Origin of the sequence: Actinophytocola sp. (genome assembly GCF_035634895.1) — a bacterium.
Lineage (GTDB): Bacteria > Actinomycetota > Actinomycetes > Mycobacteriales > Pseudonocardiaceae > Actinophytocola.
The window spans coordinates 1-14,545 of record NZ_DASQCC010000172.1 but is presented as its reverse complement, the minus strand read 5'-3'; the positions used below and the strand labels follow the sequence as shown (position 1 = coordinate 14,545).

General features: G+C 71.1%; 15 protein-coding genes. 3 read left to right on the top strand and 12 right to left on the bottom strand.

What is annotated here, in order from left to right; translation table 11 throughout:
- Positions 1-17: 17 nt before the first annotated feature.
- The 7 genes from VET29_RS25520 to VET29_RS25490 all read right to left on the bottom strand — a co-directional run bounded on the left by VET29_RS25520 (position 18) and on the right by VET29_RS25490 (position 6,594).
- Positions 18-704, bottom strand: coding sequence for a response regulator (locus tag VET29_RS25520; RefSeq protein WP_324924845.1), 687 nt, complete (start codon positions 702-704; stop codon positions 18-20).
- Positions 701-3,265, bottom strand: coding sequence for a sensor histidine kinase (locus VET29_RS25515; protein ID WP_324924843.1), 2,565 nt, complete (start codon positions 3,263-3,265; stop codon positions 701-703). The genes VET29_RS25520 and VET29_RS25515 overlap by 4 nt, the downstream gene beginning before the upstream one ends.
- Positions 3,266-3,348: 83 nt before the next feature.
- On the bottom strand, positions 3,349-4,218 hold the full coding sequence (mutM, locus tag VET29_RS25510; protein ID WP_324924842.1) for a bifunctional DNA-formamidopyrimidine glycosylase/DNA-(apurinic or apyrimidinic site) lyase: 870 nt from the start codon (positions 4,216-4,218) through the stop codon (positions 3,349-3,351).
- Positions 4,218-4,991, bottom strand: a complete 774-nt coding sequence (gene rnc, locus VET29_RS25505) for a ribonuclease III (protein WP_324924840.1) — start codon at positions 4,989-4,991, stop codon at positions 4,218-4,220. The genes mutM and rnc overlap by 1 nt, the downstream gene beginning before the upstream one ends.
- Positions 4,992-5,004: 13 nt before the next feature.
- On the bottom strand, positions 5,005-5,187 hold the full coding sequence (rpmF, locus tag VET29_RS25500; protein ID WP_324924838.1) for a 50S ribosomal protein L32: 183 nt from the start codon (positions 5,185-5,187) through the stop codon (positions 5,005-5,007).
- 44 nt (positions 5,188-5,231) lie between these two features.
- The gene (locus VET29_RS25495) at positions 5,232-5,795 is read right to left on the bottom strand and encodes a YceD family protein (RefSeq protein WP_324924836.1); all 564 of its coding nucleotides are present in this window, start codon (positions 5,793-5,795) and stop codon (positions 5,232-5,234) included.
- Between the two features lie 64 nt (positions 5,796-5,859).
- Complete coding sequence (locus VET29_RS25490) at positions 5,860-6,594, bottom strand: DivIVA domain-containing protein (RefSeq protein ID WP_324924834.1); 735 nt, start codon at positions 6,592-6,594, stop codon at positions 5,860-5,862.
- 133 nt (positions 6,595-6,727) lie between these two features.
- On the opposite strand from VET29_RS25490, the gene VET29_RS25485 reads away from it, so the two are divergent.
- Positions 6,728-7,171, top strand: a complete 444-nt coding sequence (locus tag VET29_RS25485) for a GNAT family N-acetyltransferase (protein ID WP_324924832.1) — start codon at positions 6,728-6,730, stop codon at positions 7,169-7,171.
- Positions 7,172-7,174: 3 nt separating this feature from the next.
- On the opposite strand, the gene coaD is transcribed toward VET29_RS25485, so the two are convergent.
- Both coaD and rsmD read right to left on the bottom strand, forming a co-directional pair.
- The gene (gene coaD, locus VET29_RS25480) at positions 7,175-7,657 is read right to left on the bottom strand and encodes a pantetheine-phosphate adenylyltransferase (RefSeq protein ID WP_324924830.1); all 483 of its coding nucleotides are present in this window, start codon (positions 7,655-7,657) and stop codon (positions 7,175-7,177) included.
- Between the two features lie 47 nt (positions 7,658-7,704).
- Positions 7,705-8,253: a 16S rRNA (guanine(966)-N(2))-methyltransferase RsmD gene (gene rsmD / locus VET29_RS25475; protein WP_324924828.1), complete on the bottom strand. Its 549-nt coding sequence runs from the start codon at positions 8,251-8,253 to the stop codon at positions 7,705-7,707.
- Positions 8,254-8,370: 117 nt separating this feature from the next.
- Between rsmD and VET29_RS25470 the strand changes: the two genes are divergently transcribed.
- Both VET29_RS25470 and VET29_RS25465 read left to right on the top strand, forming a co-directional pair.
- Positions 8,371-10,461 carry a HelD family protein gene (locus tag VET29_RS25470; RefSeq protein WP_324924826.1) on the top strand — a complete coding sequence of 697 codons (2,091 nt, stop codon included), beginning with the start codon at positions 8,371-8,373 and terminating at the stop codon, positions 10,459-10,461.
- A 142-nt stretch (positions 10,462-10,603) separates the two neighbouring features.
- Positions 10,604-11,227: a DsbA family oxidoreductase gene (locus VET29_RS25465; protein WP_324924825.1), complete on the top strand. Its 624-nt coding sequence runs from the start codon at positions 10,604-10,606 to the stop codon at positions 11,225-11,227.
- Here the strand turns inward: VET29_RS25465 and VET29_RS25460 are convergent.
- From VET29_RS25460 to VET29_RS25450, 3 genes are all read right to left on the bottom strand, one after another.
- Entirely contained in the window at positions 11,224-11,820 is a 597-nt protein-coding gene (locus VET29_RS25460) for a CGNR zinc finger domain-containing protein (RefSeq protein WP_324924822.1), read from the bottom strand. The genes VET29_RS25465 and VET29_RS25460 overlap by 4 nt on opposite strands.
- A gap of 9 nt (positions 11,821-11,829) precedes the next feature.
- Positions 11,830-12,612, bottom strand: a complete 783-nt coding sequence (locus VET29_RS25455) for a class I SAM-dependent methyltransferase (RefSeq protein ID WP_324924820.1) — start codon at positions 12,610-12,612, stop codon at positions 11,830-11,832.
- Positions 12,613-12,769: 157 nt separating this feature from the next.
- Positions 12,770-14,545, bottom strand: a 1,776-nt coding sequence (locus tag VET29_RS25450; protein ID WP_324924818.1) for a pyruvate carboxylase subunit B, incomplete at its 5' end; no start/stop codon positions are given.

Genomic DNA, 14,545 nt, shown 5'->3' with positions numbered 1-14,545 from the left:
CAGCGGGACTCGCGAGGTCAGGCTTCGAACCGATAGCCCATGCCGGCTTCGGTCAGCAGGTGGCGGGGGTGGGACGGCTGGGGTTCCAGCTTGCGGCGTAGCTGGGCCAGGTAGACGCGGAGGTAGTGCGTCTCCGAGGCGTAGCCAGGGCCCCACACCTCCTGCAGCAGCTGCTTCTGTGCCACCAGTTTGCCGCGGTTGCGGACCAGCAGCTCCAGCACGCCCCACTCGGTGGGTGTCAGGTGGACCTCCGCGCCGTCGCGGAGCACCTTCTTGGCCGCCAGGTCCACCGTGAACGCCGTGGTGACCACGACCGCTTCCTCGCCCGTTGCCGACGGGTTGACCGACGCGCGGCGCACCGCGGCCCGCAGGCGGGCAAGCAGCTCGTCCATGCCGAACGGTTTCGTCACATAGTCGTCGGCGCCGGCGTCCAGTGCCGACACCTTGTCGCCCGAGTCGGTGCGTGCCGAGAGGACGATGATCGGCACGCTCGTCCAGCCACGCAGGCCCTCGATGACCGTCGTGCCGTCGATGTCCGGCAGACCCAGGTCCAACACGACGACGTCCGGCTTGGCGGCGGCCGCCACCCGCAGTGCCTCGCCGCCGGACGCGGCCGTCGACACGTCGTACCCGCGCGCCGACAGGTTGATCCGCAACGCCCGCACGATCTGCGGCTCGTCGTCGACCACCAGTACTTTCGTCACTCAACACCGTCCCGGTCCACCGGCAGTGACAGCACCATGGTGAGTCCACCGCCCGGGGTGTCCTCGGTCCCGATCGTCCCGCTCATGGCGTCCATGAAACCCTTCGCGACCGACATGCCGAGCCCGATGCCGCTCTTCGTGACACCGAACCGCTCGAACGGGGCGAACATGGCAGCGGCCCCGCCCTTCGGCAACCCCCTGCCGTGGTCCACCACACGCAGCTCCACCCGGTCGTCGAACGCACTCGCCCGGATCGCGATCGCGGGCTCGGCCGGTGGCACCGCCCGGTCCAGCCCCGGCGAGCCGTGCCGCAACGCGTTGTCCACCACGTTCGCCACCACCCGCTCCAGGAGCCCGACGTCGGCGAGCACCGCCGGCAGCCCCTCGTCGACGTCCACCGCGACCGCCGAGCGGCCGTCCAGCCCGGCCAGCGCGCGGGCCACCACCTCGTCGTAGGTGACCGACCGCAGCCGCGGCAGCACCGCGCCCGTCGCGAGCCGCGAGGAGTCCAGCAGGTTGTCGACGATCCCGGACAGCCGGTCGGCCGACTGCTCCACGTCCGCCAGCAGCGCCGCGGTGTCCTCGTCGGACAGTTCGAGGTCCGGCGCGCGCAGGCTGCCGACCGCCGCCTTGATCGACGTGAGGGGCGTGCGCAGGTCGTGGCCGACCGCGGACAGCAGCGCCGTGCGCAACTCGGTCGTCTCGGCCCGCCGATTCGCCGCCGCCGCGGCCGCGGTCATCCGCTGCTGCCGCAACGCCAGCAACGCCTGTCCCGCAACGGTTTCCAGCACGCCGCGGGTCTCCGCCGGCAGTGCCCGGCCACGCAGCGCGAGGTGCACGTCCGGCGTCACGACCACGTCCACGTCCGCCTCGTCCGGCGCGTCGCACGGGGAGGGCCCGACGAACGCGACCCGCCGCCACTCCCCCGACGTCCTCTCCAGCAACGCCACCGACGACAGTCCGAAGTTCTCCCGGACCTTGTCGAGCAGCCGGTCGACCGGGTTGGTCGAGAGCAGGACCGTGCGGGCGTAGGACGACAGCAGCGCCGCCTCGGTCCGCGCCTCGGCGGCCTGGACCGTCCGCCGGGCTGCCCGGTCGACGACGACCGCCACCAGCGCGGCCACGATCACCATGGCGAGCAGCGTGACGAGGTTCTCGGTCTCGCCGATGGTGAGCGTGTGGACGGGCTCGGTGAAGAAGAAGTTCAGCAGCAGCCCGGACAACACGGCCGCGACCAGCGCCGGGCCGAGCCCGCCCACCAGCGCGACCGTGACGACCACGAGGAAGTAGCCGACCGCGTCGGTCGACAGCGAGACGTGCCCGTCGGTCAGGACGCCGATGCCCGTCGCGAGCGCCGGCAGCAGCACGGCCGCCAGCCAGCCGGCGATCTGCCTCGGCACGCCGAGCGGGCTGCGCTCGCGGCGCGGGCGCCAACCGCCGCCCTCCTCGGGATGGGTCACGATGTGCACGTCGATCTGCCCGGACCGCCGCACGGTCGTCGCGCCGATGCCCTCGTCGAGCAGCCGCGCGAGCCGCGACCGGCGGGACGTGCCCAGCACCAGCTGGGTCGCGTTCACGCCGCGTGCGAAGTCCAGCAGCGCGTCCGCCACGTCGTCGCCGACCACCGTGTGGAACGTCGCGCCCAGATCCTTGGCGAGCCGGCGCATCTGGGACACGGCGGGCGGGGACACGCCCGCCAGACCGTCGCCGCGCAGGACGTGCACCGCCATCAGCTCCGCGCCCGCCCGCGCGGCGATGCGGCTCGCGCGCCGGATCAGCGTCTCGGTCTCCGGGCCGCCCGTGACGGCCACGACGACCCGCTCGCGGGCCTCCCACGTGTCGGTGATCTGCTTCTCGGCCCGGTACCGCTGCAACGCGACGTCGACCTGGTCGGCCACCCACAGCAACGCGATCTCCCGCAGCGCGGTCAGGTTGCCCGGCCGGAAGTAGTTGGCGAGCGCGGCGTCGACCTTCCGCGCCGGGTAGACGTTGCCGTGCGCGAGACGGCGCCGCAGGGCCTCCGGGGTGATGTCGACCAGCTCGAGCTGTTCCGCGCCACGCACCACCGCGTCCGGCACGGTCTCCTGCTGGCGGATCCCGGTGATGCGCTCGACCACGTCGTTGACGCTCTCCAGGTGCTGCACGTTCAGCGTGGTGAGCACGTCGATGCCGGCGTCGAGCAGCTCCTCGATGTCCTGCCAGCGCTTGGCGTTGCGGCAGCCGGGGACGTTGGTGTGGGCCAGCTCGTCGACCAGCGCCACCTCGGGCGCGCGGGCGAGCACCGCGTCCAGGTCCAGCTCCTGGAAGTCCCTGTCGCGGTACCGCACGGTCGTCCGCGGCACGATCTCCAGGTCGTCGAGCAGCCGGTCGGTCTTGTACCGCTCGTGGGTCTCGACGAGCCCGGCGACCACGTCCGTGCCCCGTTCGAGACGCCGGTGCGCCTCCCCGAGCATCGCGTAGGTCTTGCCGACCCCGGGTGCCGCGCCGAAGTAGATACGCAGCTCACCGCGGCGGGGCTGGTCCGGTTTCGGTGCGTCGGCCGGCTCTGTCTCGACTGCCACGCCGCCAGTGTGCGCCCTGCGCGGCAGGTCCGGCGCCCCAGGTCGGCGACCACGGAGTGCGAGCGGGGACCGCGCCGGTACGGTCAGCCAGGGCTTCGCCGCTGGCACCGCGGGCAGAAGTAGGACGAGCGGTTCATGAACGGCTCGCGCCGGATGGCCGTGCCGCAGCGCCGGCAGGGCAGCCTTTCCTGCCCGTAGACGGCCAGGGACCGGTCGAAGTAGCCGGACTGCCCGTTCACGTTGACGTACAGGGCGTCGAACGACGTGCCGCCCTGGCCGAGCGCCTCACGCATGACGTCGGTGGCCGCCGCGAGCGCCTCCGCCGCCTTGGCCGCCGACAGCCGCTCGGTCGGCCGCGACCAGTGCAGCCGGGCCCGCCACAGCGCCTCGTCCGCGTAGATGTTGCCGATGCCGGACACCAGGGTCTGGTCCAGCAGGGCACGCTTCAGCTCGGTCTTCTTCCTACGCAGCGCGGCGACCGTCGCCCTGGCGTCGAATCGCGGGTCCATGGGGTCGCGGGCGATGTGCGCGATCGCGGAGGGCAACGCGGTGCCGTCGACCGTCACGAGGTCGTCGACGAGGAAGCCGCCGAACGTGCGCTGGTCGACGAACCGCAGCTCGGGACCGTCGTCGTCGAAGCGGAACCGCACCCGCAGGTGCTTCTCGTCCGGTGCGTCCGGCGGCTGGATCAGCAGCTGGCCGCTCATGCCGAGATGGGCGAGCAGGGCGAGGTCGGCGTCCATGCCGCTGGACAGCTCCACCCACAGGTACTTGCCGCGCCTGCGCGTGGCCACGACCTTGCGGCCGGCGAGCCGGCCGGTGAAGTCACCGGCGCCCAGGATGTGCCGCCGGATCGCCCTGGGGTGGCGCACCTCGACGTCCGACAGCGTGCGGCCGGTGATGTTCCCGTCGAGGCCCAACCGGACGACCTCGACCTCTGGCAGTTCGGGCACTACTTACCGCGCTGGCCGTCGTTGGGTTTGTCGGCGCCGTTCGCCTTGTCGGCGTTGAGGATCTCGGTCAACGTGCGCCACGCCGCCTCGGCCGCCTTCTGCTCGGCTTCCTTCTTGGTCGTGCCGTCGCCACTGCCCCGGTCCTGCCCCGCGACGATCACCGTGGCGGTGAACTCCTTGCGGTGGTCCGGACCCTCTTCCTGGACGCGGTACTCGGGCACACCGAGGCTCGCCTGCGCGGTCAGCTCCTGCAGCGACGTCTTCCAGTCGAGGCCGGCGCCGAGCAGCGGCGCCTCCGCGAGCAGCGGGTCGAACAGCCGATGCACGAGCTCACGCGCGATGTCGATGCCGTGTGCGAGGTAGACCGCGCCGATCACGGCCTCCATGCCGTCGGCGAGGATGCTCGCCTTGTCCCGGCCGCCGGTCAGCTCCTCGCCCTTGCCGAGCAGCAGGTGCGCGCCAAGCCCACCGTCGCCGAGGCCGCGGGCCACGCCGGCGAGCGCGTGCATGTTGACCACGCTGGCCCGCAGCTTCGCCAGATGCCCCTCGGGCAGGTCCGGGTGGGCGGTGTACAGGTGGTCGGTCACGACGAGGCCGAGCACGGCGTCGCCGAGGAACTCCAGACGCTCGTTGGGCGGCAGCCCGCCGTTCTCGTAGGCGTACGAGCGGTGGGTCATGGCAAGCTTCAGCAGCTCGGCGCCCAGTTCGACGCCGAGCGCCTCGAGCAGCTTCTTGGGGTCGGCCGTCGGACCCCGCGCCGCTCTACTCGCCACGGTTGCCCACCCGTCAGGCGGGCTCGGTGACCTGGCGGCCGGCGTACTGACCGCAGTGCGGGCAGACGACGTGCTGCGGCTTGGGCTTGCGGCAGGCGCGGTTGTTGCACTCCACCAGGTGGACGGCGCTGGTCTTCCACTGCGACCGGCGCGAGCGCGTGTTGGAACGCGACATCTTCCGCTTGGGGACGGCCACGACTAGTTCTCCTTCAAACGATCCTGGTGGTGATCGGACAGCGCTTACGCGTCACGATCCGTGCGGAACCGCTCCGTGAGCGCGGCCCACCGAGGGTCAATCGTCTCATGCCGGTGATCGGGACCGAGATCGGCCCACCTTCCGCCGCATTCCGGGCACAGTCCCGGGCAGTCCTCGCGGCACAGCGGCGCCGCCGGCAGCGCCAGCACGACCGCGTCCCGCACCACCGTCTCAAGATCGACCTTGTCGTCGACCAGGCGGAAGACCTCGTCGGAGTCGGTGGTCTCCTCGGTGATCGAGTCCGGGTAGGCGAACAGCTCGGTGAAGTCGACCTCGACGTCGTGGTCGTCGGCCGAGATCGGGTCGAGGCAGCGCGCGCACTCGCCCTCGACCGGCGCGACGGCCGTGCCGGTGACCAGCACGCCCTCCACGACCGACTCGAGGAGGAAGTCCAGCTCGACCCGGGCGCCCTTGGGCACGGCGATGACGCCCTCGACCCCGAGTGGGGTCTGGGCCTCGACGACCCTGGTGAAGCGCCGGGACAGGCCGGGCCGGCGGCCCAGCTCCCGGGTGTCGATCGACCACTGACTGTTTCGATGTTCGGACATGGCTGTACGAGCGTCCCTGCTACGAGAAAGATTCCGCGAATGCGCCCCTACCAGCGTACGCGGGTCAGGCCGAGTAATCGAAGGGGGCGGCCGAGGCCGGCTCCGGTGCCGGCGGCAGCGCGGCGCCGGAGCGCAGGTGCGCGCGCCCCTTGCTGACCGTCCGGATCGTGTGCGACAGCAGGTCGGAGAACTCGGCGAGCTTGCTGTCCACGTACTCGTCGCACTCCCCGCGCTGGCGGGTGACCTCGTCGGCCGTGGCGTCCAGGATGCGGGCGGACTCCAGGTGCGAGGCCTGCACGACCTCGGTCTGCGCGACGAGCCGGGCCTGCTCCATACGGCCGTCCTCGACGGAGCGCTCGTAGGACTCGCGGCCGGCCTGGATCATCCGGTCCGCCTCGACCTGGGACCGGTTGACGAGGTCGTCGTACTTGGCCTGCCCGGCGGCGATGGTCCGGTCCGCGTCGTTGCGGGCGTCGTCGACCAGCCGGTCCGCGTGGGCCTGCGCCTCGGCGACCAGCCGCTGCGCCTCGGCGCGGGCCTCCGCGATGGCCTGCTCGGCCTCCAGGTTGGCCTTGCTGATGGTCTGTTCCGCCTGGTGCTCGGCCTGGCCGACGATCTCGTCCTTGCGGTCGAGCACGTCCTGGGCGTCGTCGACCTCACCGGGCAGCGCGTCCCGCACCTCGTCCAGCAGTTCGAGGATGTCACCGCGGGGCACGACGCAGCTCGAGGTCATCGGCACACCGCGTGCCTCCTCCACGATCGTGACGAGCTCGTCGAGGGCCTCGAAGACCTTGTACACGTGCGTCTCCCTCCATCACCGCGCCTTCTAGTCTGCCGTTTGTCGGGGGGTGGGTGGTGGAGGTTCTCTTGGTTCGGTGTGTCAGTCCGTGATCACCTACGCGCCACCAGCGCCGATCGTCTTGGATGGGCGCATGGTGGAGATCAGGCGCGCGGTCGCCGCGGACGTCCCGGCCATCGTGTCGATGCTCGCCGACGACCCGCTGGGCGCAGCCCGGGAACGCCCGGGCGACCCGTCCTACGCCGAGGCGTTCGCGGAGATCGACTCGGACCCCCGGCAGGTGTTGGCGGTGGCGGCGAACGGCGGCGAGGTGGTCGGCACGTTGCAGCTGACGTTCGTCCCCGGCCTGTCCAGGCTGGGCTCGACCCGCGCGCTGATCGAGGCGGTGCGCGTCCGTTCGGACCAGCGTGGGAGCGGGCTGGGCGGCGACCTCGTCCGCTGGGCCATCGAGACGGCCCGGGCCCGCGGCGCGGCCCTGGTCCAGCTGACGACGGACGCCACCCGCGCGGATGCCCACCGCTTCTACGAACGGTTGGGGTTCAGGGCCACCCACGTGGGCATGAAGCTGATCTTCTGACGCCTACTTGTCGCGGGCCAGCCGGTCCATGAGGTGGGTGTGCACGGTCGCCGAGAGCAGGTGCCGGACGTCGCCCCCGTAGGTGGCGACCTCCTTGACGAGCGAGCTGGACAGGAAGCTGTTCTCCGGCTTGGTCGGCATGAACAGCGTCTCCACGCCCGTGAGCTGCTGGTTCATCTGGGCCATCTGGAGCTCGTAGTCGAAGTCGCTGACCGCGCGGAGGCCCTTCACGATGGCCTGGATGTCGTTCTGGCGGCAGTAGTCGACCAGCAGCCCGTGCCACGAGTCGAAGCGCACGTTCGTCAGGTGGGCCATCGACTCCTGGAGCAGCGACAACCGCTCCTCGACCGTGAACAGGCCCTTCTTGTTCTTGTTGATCAGCACCGCGACGGTGACCTCGTCGAACAGGCCGGCGGCTCTCTCCAGGATGTCCAGGTGGCCGTTGGTCGGCGGGTCATAGGAACCGGGGCAGACGGCACGCCTCATGCGCGAAAGCTATCAGCCCTCACCAGCGGCGACCCGCCGACGTTGCGCTAGTCACCCCAGTGCGCCCAGTGCAGCGACGTCTCGCCGTAGTGCCGGACCTTCGACGCCGACAGCGGCGGCGGCCACGACACGTCGGCGGCCCGGCGCGAACGCTCGACGATCACCAGCGAGTCGGGACCGATCCAGCCGCCCGGCACGAGCGACGCCAGCTCGCCGGAGAGATCCTCGACCGCGTACGGCGGGTCCATCAGGACCAGGTCGAACGGCGCGGCGCAACCCGCCGCCAGCACCGGCGCCACCTTGCCGGCACGGACCTCGCCCGGCAGCCCCACCGCGGCCACGTTCTTGCGCAGCACGGCCAGCGCGCCCGGCGCGGACTCCACGAACAACGCGAAGCCGGCTCCCCGCGACAGCGCCTCCAACCCCAGGGCGCCGCTGCCGGCGTACAGATCCAGCACCCGCGCGCCGGCCAGGTCCATTGCGGACCCGACCGCGCTGAACAGCGCCTCGCGGACCCGGTCCGACGTCGGCCGGGTGCCCTTCGGCGGCACGGCCAGCCGACGGCCGCCCGCGGTGCCCGCCACAATCCTCGTCACGTGCCCCATCGTCTCAAGTCGGGATCGTTGATCAGGGTTGTCCACCCCCTGTCAGACGAATTCGCGTAGGCTCGCTCTTCCGAATCCAACAACACGCGGGCAACTACAGGAGCGTGCGTGTCGCAGACCTCCGACAGGCAGACCGAGATAGCGGTCGAACAAGCCCATGTCGACGTCGTCTACAAGCGCGTCGACGAGATGCGCGTCGAGGCCCAGGCCATGCGCGTCAGGGGTGACCAGCTGGCGCACGGCGCACGCAACGAGGCGATCTTCGAGCAGGCGGCCATGCTGTTCGAGCGGGACGTGATGGTGCGCCACGCCACACAGATCCTGCGCACCCTCGACGCGGAGCACGAGGGCCTCGTCTTCGGCCGGATCGACGACACCGACGGCGAGACCATGTACGTCGGCCGGCTGGGCATCCGGGATGTGAACTTCGACAACCTGGTCACCGACTGGCGCGCGCCGGCCGCCGCCGCGTTCTACCAGGCCACGGCCGAGCAGCCCATGAACGTGGTGCGCCGCAGGGTCATCCGGTCCACCGGCCAGTCCGTTGTGGACATCGACGACGACCTGCTGGCACCCGAGAAGCGGCCGCCCGGCATGGCCGTGGTCGGCGAGGGCGCCCTCATGGCGTCGCTCACCCGGGCACGCGGCGACCGGATGCGCGACATCGTCGCCACCATCCAGCGTGAGCAGGACGAGGCGATCCGTGCGCCGTGGAAGGGCCTCACCGAGATCACCGGCGGCCCCGGCACCGGAAAGACCGCTGTCGCCCTGCACCGGGTGGCCTACCTGCTCTACCGGGACCGGCGCCGCATGGGTGGCTCGGGGGTGCTGGTCATCGGCCCGTCCCAGGCGTTCACCTCCTACATCTCGCGGGTCCTGCCGTCGATGGGCGAGGACACGGTCGAGCTGCGCTCCCTCGGTGAGGTGCTCGACGGCGTCACCGCGACCGGTGCCGACGACGCCGAGGTGACCAGGGTCAAGGGCTCGCTGCGGATGCGCAGGGTGCTCAAGCGGGCACTGCGCGAGCCCCCGCCGGACGCGCCGAACGAGCTGCGCATCACCTACCGCGGCCAAGTGTTCAAGCTCGACGAGCGCGACCTCGCGAAGGTCCGCCGCACCGTGCACGGGATGGGCCGGCCGCCGAACCAGTCCAGGGTGGACGCCGCCGAGGCGCTGCTGGAAGCGTTGTGGCGCAAGGCGGAATCCTACGGGCACGGGTTCGACCGGGCCGAGATGATCAACGAGCTCGGTGAGCGCATCGACTTCCACCGCTTCGTCGTGGTGTTCTGGCCGATCCTCACCGAGTGGGACGCGCTGCGGCTGCTGGCCGACCGCGACCGCCTGGCCAACGCCGCGGGCCGGGCGCTGACCGCCGCCGAGGTCGACCTGCTGGTGAAGTCCTGGGCGGACCCGGAGAAGGGCCCGACGGTCGCGGACATCGCGTTGCTCGACGAGCTGCGCACGCTGCTCGGCCCGCCGACCAAGCGGCACCGGCGGCGGCTCCAGGAGCAGAGCCAGCAGTGGTCCGAGACACCTCGCCGGGGCGCGCACTACGACGAGTACGCGCACATCGTGATCGACGAGGCGCAGGACCTGTCCCCCATGCAGTGGCGGATGGTCGGCCGGCGCGGCAAGTACGCGAGCTGGACGGTCGTCGGCGACCCCCTGCAGAGCTCGTGGCCGGACCCCGCCGAGGCGATCTCGGCACGCACGTCCGCGCTCGGCGCCCGGACACAGCGGCGGCAGTTCCAGCTGCGCACGAACTACCGCAACTCCGCGGAGATCTTCGAGCTGGCCGCGCAGGTGGTGACCGAGGTCGCGGAGCCGGGCCAGCTGCCGCACGCGGTGCGGAGCACGGGTGTGAAGCCGTCGGTGCGGGTGCTCGACCCGGCCGAGCTTTCCGAGCAGCTACGCGTGGCGACCCGGCAGCTGCTCGACGAGATGGACGGCACGGTCGGGGTGATCACGTCGTCGGGCCGGCTGGCGACCGCGCGGGAGGAGTTGGCGGACGTCACGGACGAGCGGCTGCACATCGTCGACGGCCTGGAGGCCAAGGGCCTGGAGTACGACGCGGTGGTGCTGGTCGAGCCGACGGAGCTGGTGGCCGAGTCGACCACCGGTCCTCGGACGCTGTACGTGGCGCTGACCCGGGCGACCCAGCGCCTGACCGTGCTGACGAGCGATCCCGCTTGGCCCTGACGGGAATGCGGACGGAGATCTCCCGGTTGGTTCACGGTATGGACGAGAAGGTGTTGGTTGAGGACGACCAGCAGGACGTGCCGGTGCTGGTGACGCTCGGGGACGAGAACGTGCCCGTCTGCGAGGACGGGAGCTGCGCGCTGTGAAGATCGAGGTCTGGTCGGACATCGTCTGCCCGTGGTGCTACATCGGGAAGCGGCGCCTTGAGTCGGCGCTCGCGGGCTTCGACCACGAGGTCGAGGTGGAGTGGAAGAGCTTCCAGCTCGACCCGACGTTCCCGCGCGGCAAGGCCGTGCCGGTGTACGACGCGCTGGCCGAGAAGTTCGGCGGCGGTCCTGACCAGGTCCGCGAGATGACCGGGCGGGTCAGCGCGCTGGCGGCGGTCGAGGGCCTGCACTACGACTACGAGCACGCGGTAATGGTCAACACCTTCGACTCGCACCGCCTCGCGCACCACGCCAAGTCCCAGGGCCTCGGCCCCGAGATGCACGAGCGCCTGATGCGTGCACAGCTCATCGAGGGCCAGAACCTTGGCGAGGTCGACACGCTGGTGCGCCTTGCCGAGGAGATCGGCGTCGAGGGCGCCGGACCCGTCGTGACGAGCGACCGGTACACGTCCGACGTCGAGGCCGACATCGACGAGGCCCGCCTGCTCGGCGCGAACGGCGTGCCGTTCTTCGTGCTGGACCGCAAGTACGGCGTCTCGGGCGCACAGCCGGTCGAGGTGTTCGAACAGGCACTGACGACCGCGCTCGAGGCCGCCTAGGCTTCGCGGTTGCGGATGGCGTAGGCGCGGACCTTGGCGCGGTTGCCGCAGACGGCCATCGTGCACCAGGTCCGCCGGCCGCGGGGGTCGAAGAACAGCCAGCCGCAGCCCTCGCCGGGACAGGCCTTGATGGTCTCCCGCTCCGGCGCGGCCAGAAGGCCGGCGACGGCGAGGGCGGCCGCGTGGACCACGTGGCGCGGGTCGTCGCTCGGGGGGAGCCGGAAGCCGTCCGCGGGAGTGAGGCGACGCAGGGCGTTGGCCTCGTCCGCTTTCGCGGCCAGCGCGGGGAAAGCCGTCTCGTCGCGGCGGTGGAGCAACCGGTAGGCGACCTCTCTCAGTTCGCGGATCTCGGCCAGGACGGTGTCGTCCACGCGCGGCTTCTCGGCGAGCCCGGCGAACTCGGCCCAGGTGGCGAGGTCGTCGGGTGAGTCGAGCCATTCGTGGTGGTGCTCGTCGGTCTCGTGCCAGCCGGCGAACGTGTTGCACAGTTCCAGCGCGGGATGCCCGGAAAGTGGTTTGGGCAGGAGGGTGCCGCCGACCCTCACCGCGTACGGCGGCACCCTCTCGTCAACGATGTTCGCTCCGCTCAGCAACCACTCAGGTCACGATAACCGGTGCCTGGCGTGGGTGATGATCGACAGGTTCACGGGCCGGAGCGAGTCGTCCCGGTCGAGCATCTGCGGGAGGTCCCGCTGGTGGACGTGCCGCACGACGTCGAAGTCGTGCTTGTCCAACAGCGCGGCCATGTCGTCCGGGGAGAGGAAGGAGCGCCAGGGCTCCCCCATCTTGGCGGTCTGGGGTCCGACACCCGCGACGTAGGCGTCCCCGTCCGCGTCACGGAGGCCTTCCGGCAGCATGTGGTCGGCGACCAGCTCGCACGGCGGCAGCGCGGCGAGGGTGGCGTCCAGTTCGGCGGCGGTGAGGTACATGGTGACGCCCAGCCAGCCGACGAGGGTCCGGCCACCGCCGTCGAGATCCGCCGCGGAGTTCAGGTACGTGACATTCCCCGGAACCGGCACGCCGGCCTTGTCGAGTGCCTGCCGCTTCCATTCCTGGGTCGCGGGCCGGTCGATCTCGACCACCTCGACCCCCGCCGACCGATAGGCGTACGAGTCGAGCCCGGCACCGAGAAGCACATACCGTTCGAAGTCGGGGAGCAGGTCCTCGACCACCCTGCTGCGACAGACGACCTGCGCACGAGCACCGGCAAGGATCGGGTGTTCACCGGATTTGCGGTGGTAGGCAAGGAGTTCCTCAGCCTCGTCGCCAAGCAGCGGCTCGGCGAGCGGGTCGCGGTGGATGGTGGGTTCGCCGTCCACGATGAGATGCGCGGCACGAGCGGCCGCGGCGGTCAACGCCGTCCGGCTGGGCAGTTCGATGTTCACGCGCCGAACATTACCCAGCCTTTTTGGGATCATATCACAAAACAATAAATAACGAAAGGCCTGGCGGATAACCAATAGGTGACGGGGTAGCGGAGTTCAGGCGGCAGAGCCGGTTCGACCCGTGCTGGGCCGGCCGGAGCCGGCCCAGCAGGACGAGTCAGGAAAGCACGACCAGGAGGTCGCCGCCTTCCACCTGTTGTACCGAGCCGATCGCGACGCGTGCGACGGAGCCCGACCTGGGGGCGGTGATTGACGCCTCCATCTTCATGGCCTCGATCGTCGCGACGGTGTCGCCGGTCTCGACCTTGTCGCCCTCCGCCACCGTCAGGGTGACCACGCCCGCGAAGGGCGCGCCGACGTGGCCGGGGTTGTTCCGGTCCGCCCGCTCGGCGACGGGCAGGTCCGAGGCCACCGAACGGTCCCGTACCTGCATCGACCGCAGCTGCCCGTTCAGCTGGGCCATGACCGTCCGCATGCCGCGCTCGTCCGCCTCGCCGATCGCCTCAAGCTCGATCAGCATCCGCACGCCCTTCTCCAGGTCGACCGGGTACTCGATCCGCGGCCGCAACCCGTAGAAGTAGTCCTTGCTCGCCAGCACCGACGTGTCGCTGAACCGCTCGCGGTGGTCCTGGAACTCCTTGGCCGGCGCCGGGAAAAGCAGCCTGTTCAGCGTCCTGCGCCGGTCGTCCGCCAGCCCGGCGACGTCCTCCTCGGACAGTCCGGGTGGCTCCGCCGCCGGGGCGCGGCCCTTGAGTGCCTTGGTGCGGAACGGCTCCGGCCATCCGCCCGCCGGGTCGCCCAGCTCGCCCCGCAGGAAGCCGATCACCGAGCCCGGCACGTCGAACCGGCCCGGGTCGGCCTCGAACTCCTTCGGGTCCACGCCGGCGCCGACGAGGTGCAGCGCCAGGTCACCGACCACCTTGGACGACGGGGTCACCTTGATGAGGTGCCCGAGCATCCGGTCCGCGGCCGCGTACGTCGCCTCGATCTCCTCGAACCGGTCCGCCAGGCCGAGTGCGGCCGCCTGGGTACGCAGGTTGGACAGCTGCCCGCCCGGGATCTCGTGCGTGTACACGCGGCCGCTCGGGCCGGGCAGCCCGGCCTCGAACGGCTTGTAGATCTTCCGCACGATCTCCCAGTACGGCTCGAGGTCGCACACCGCCTTCAGGCTGAGCCCGGTCTCGCGTTCACTGTGGTCGGTCGCGGCGACGATGGCCGACAGCGACGGCTGCGACGTCGTCCCCGCCATCGACGCCGACGCGCCGTCCACCGCGTCCACGCCGGCCTGGATCGCGGCCAGGTAGGTGGCCAGCTGGCCGCCCGCGGTGTCGTGCGTGTGCAGGTGGACCGGCAGCTCGAACTCCTTGCGCAGCGCGGTCACCAGCCGGTGCGCGGCCGGCGGGCGCAGCAGCCCGGCCATGTCCTTGATGCACAGCACCTGCGCGCCCGCCCCGACGATCTGCTCGGCGAGCTTCAGGTAGTAGTCCAGTGTGTACAGCCGCTCGCCCGGGTCGGAGAGGTCGGCCGTGTAGCACAACGCCACCTCCGCGACCGACTTCCCCGTCGACAGCACGGCGTCGATCGCCGGGCGCATCTGCTCGACGTCGTTGAGGGCGTCGAAGATCCGGAACACGTCGATGCCGGTCGCCGCCGCCTCGTGCACGAAGGCCTCGGTGACCTCGGTGGGGTACGGCGTGTAGCCGACCGTGTTGCGGCCGCGGAGCAGCATCTGCAGGCAGATGTTCGGCACGGCCTGGCGCAGCTGGGCGAGCCGCTCCCACGGATCCTCGGACAGGAAGCGCAGCGCGACGTCGTACGTGGCCCCGCCCCAGGCCTCGACCGAGAGCAGCTGCGGCGTCATCCGTGCGACGTAGGGCGCGACGGTGACGAGGTCCTTCGTGCGCACGCGCGTGGCGAGGAGCGACTGGTGTGC

Bases quoted from the DNA above. Each gene is read 5' to 3' on its own strand.
- VET29_RS25485 (WP_324924832.1), top strand. From the start codon at position 6,728: ATGGTGGAGATCAGGCGCGCGGTCGCCGCGGACGTCCCGGCCATCGTG.
- VET29_RS25495 (WP_324924836.1), bottom strand. From the start codon at position 5,795: ATGTCCGAACATCGAAACAGTCAGTGGTCGATCGACACCCGGGAGCTG.
- coaD (WP_324924830.1), bottom strand. From the start codon at position 7,657: ATGAGGCGTGCCGTCTGCCCCGGTTCCTATGACCCGCCGACCAACGGC.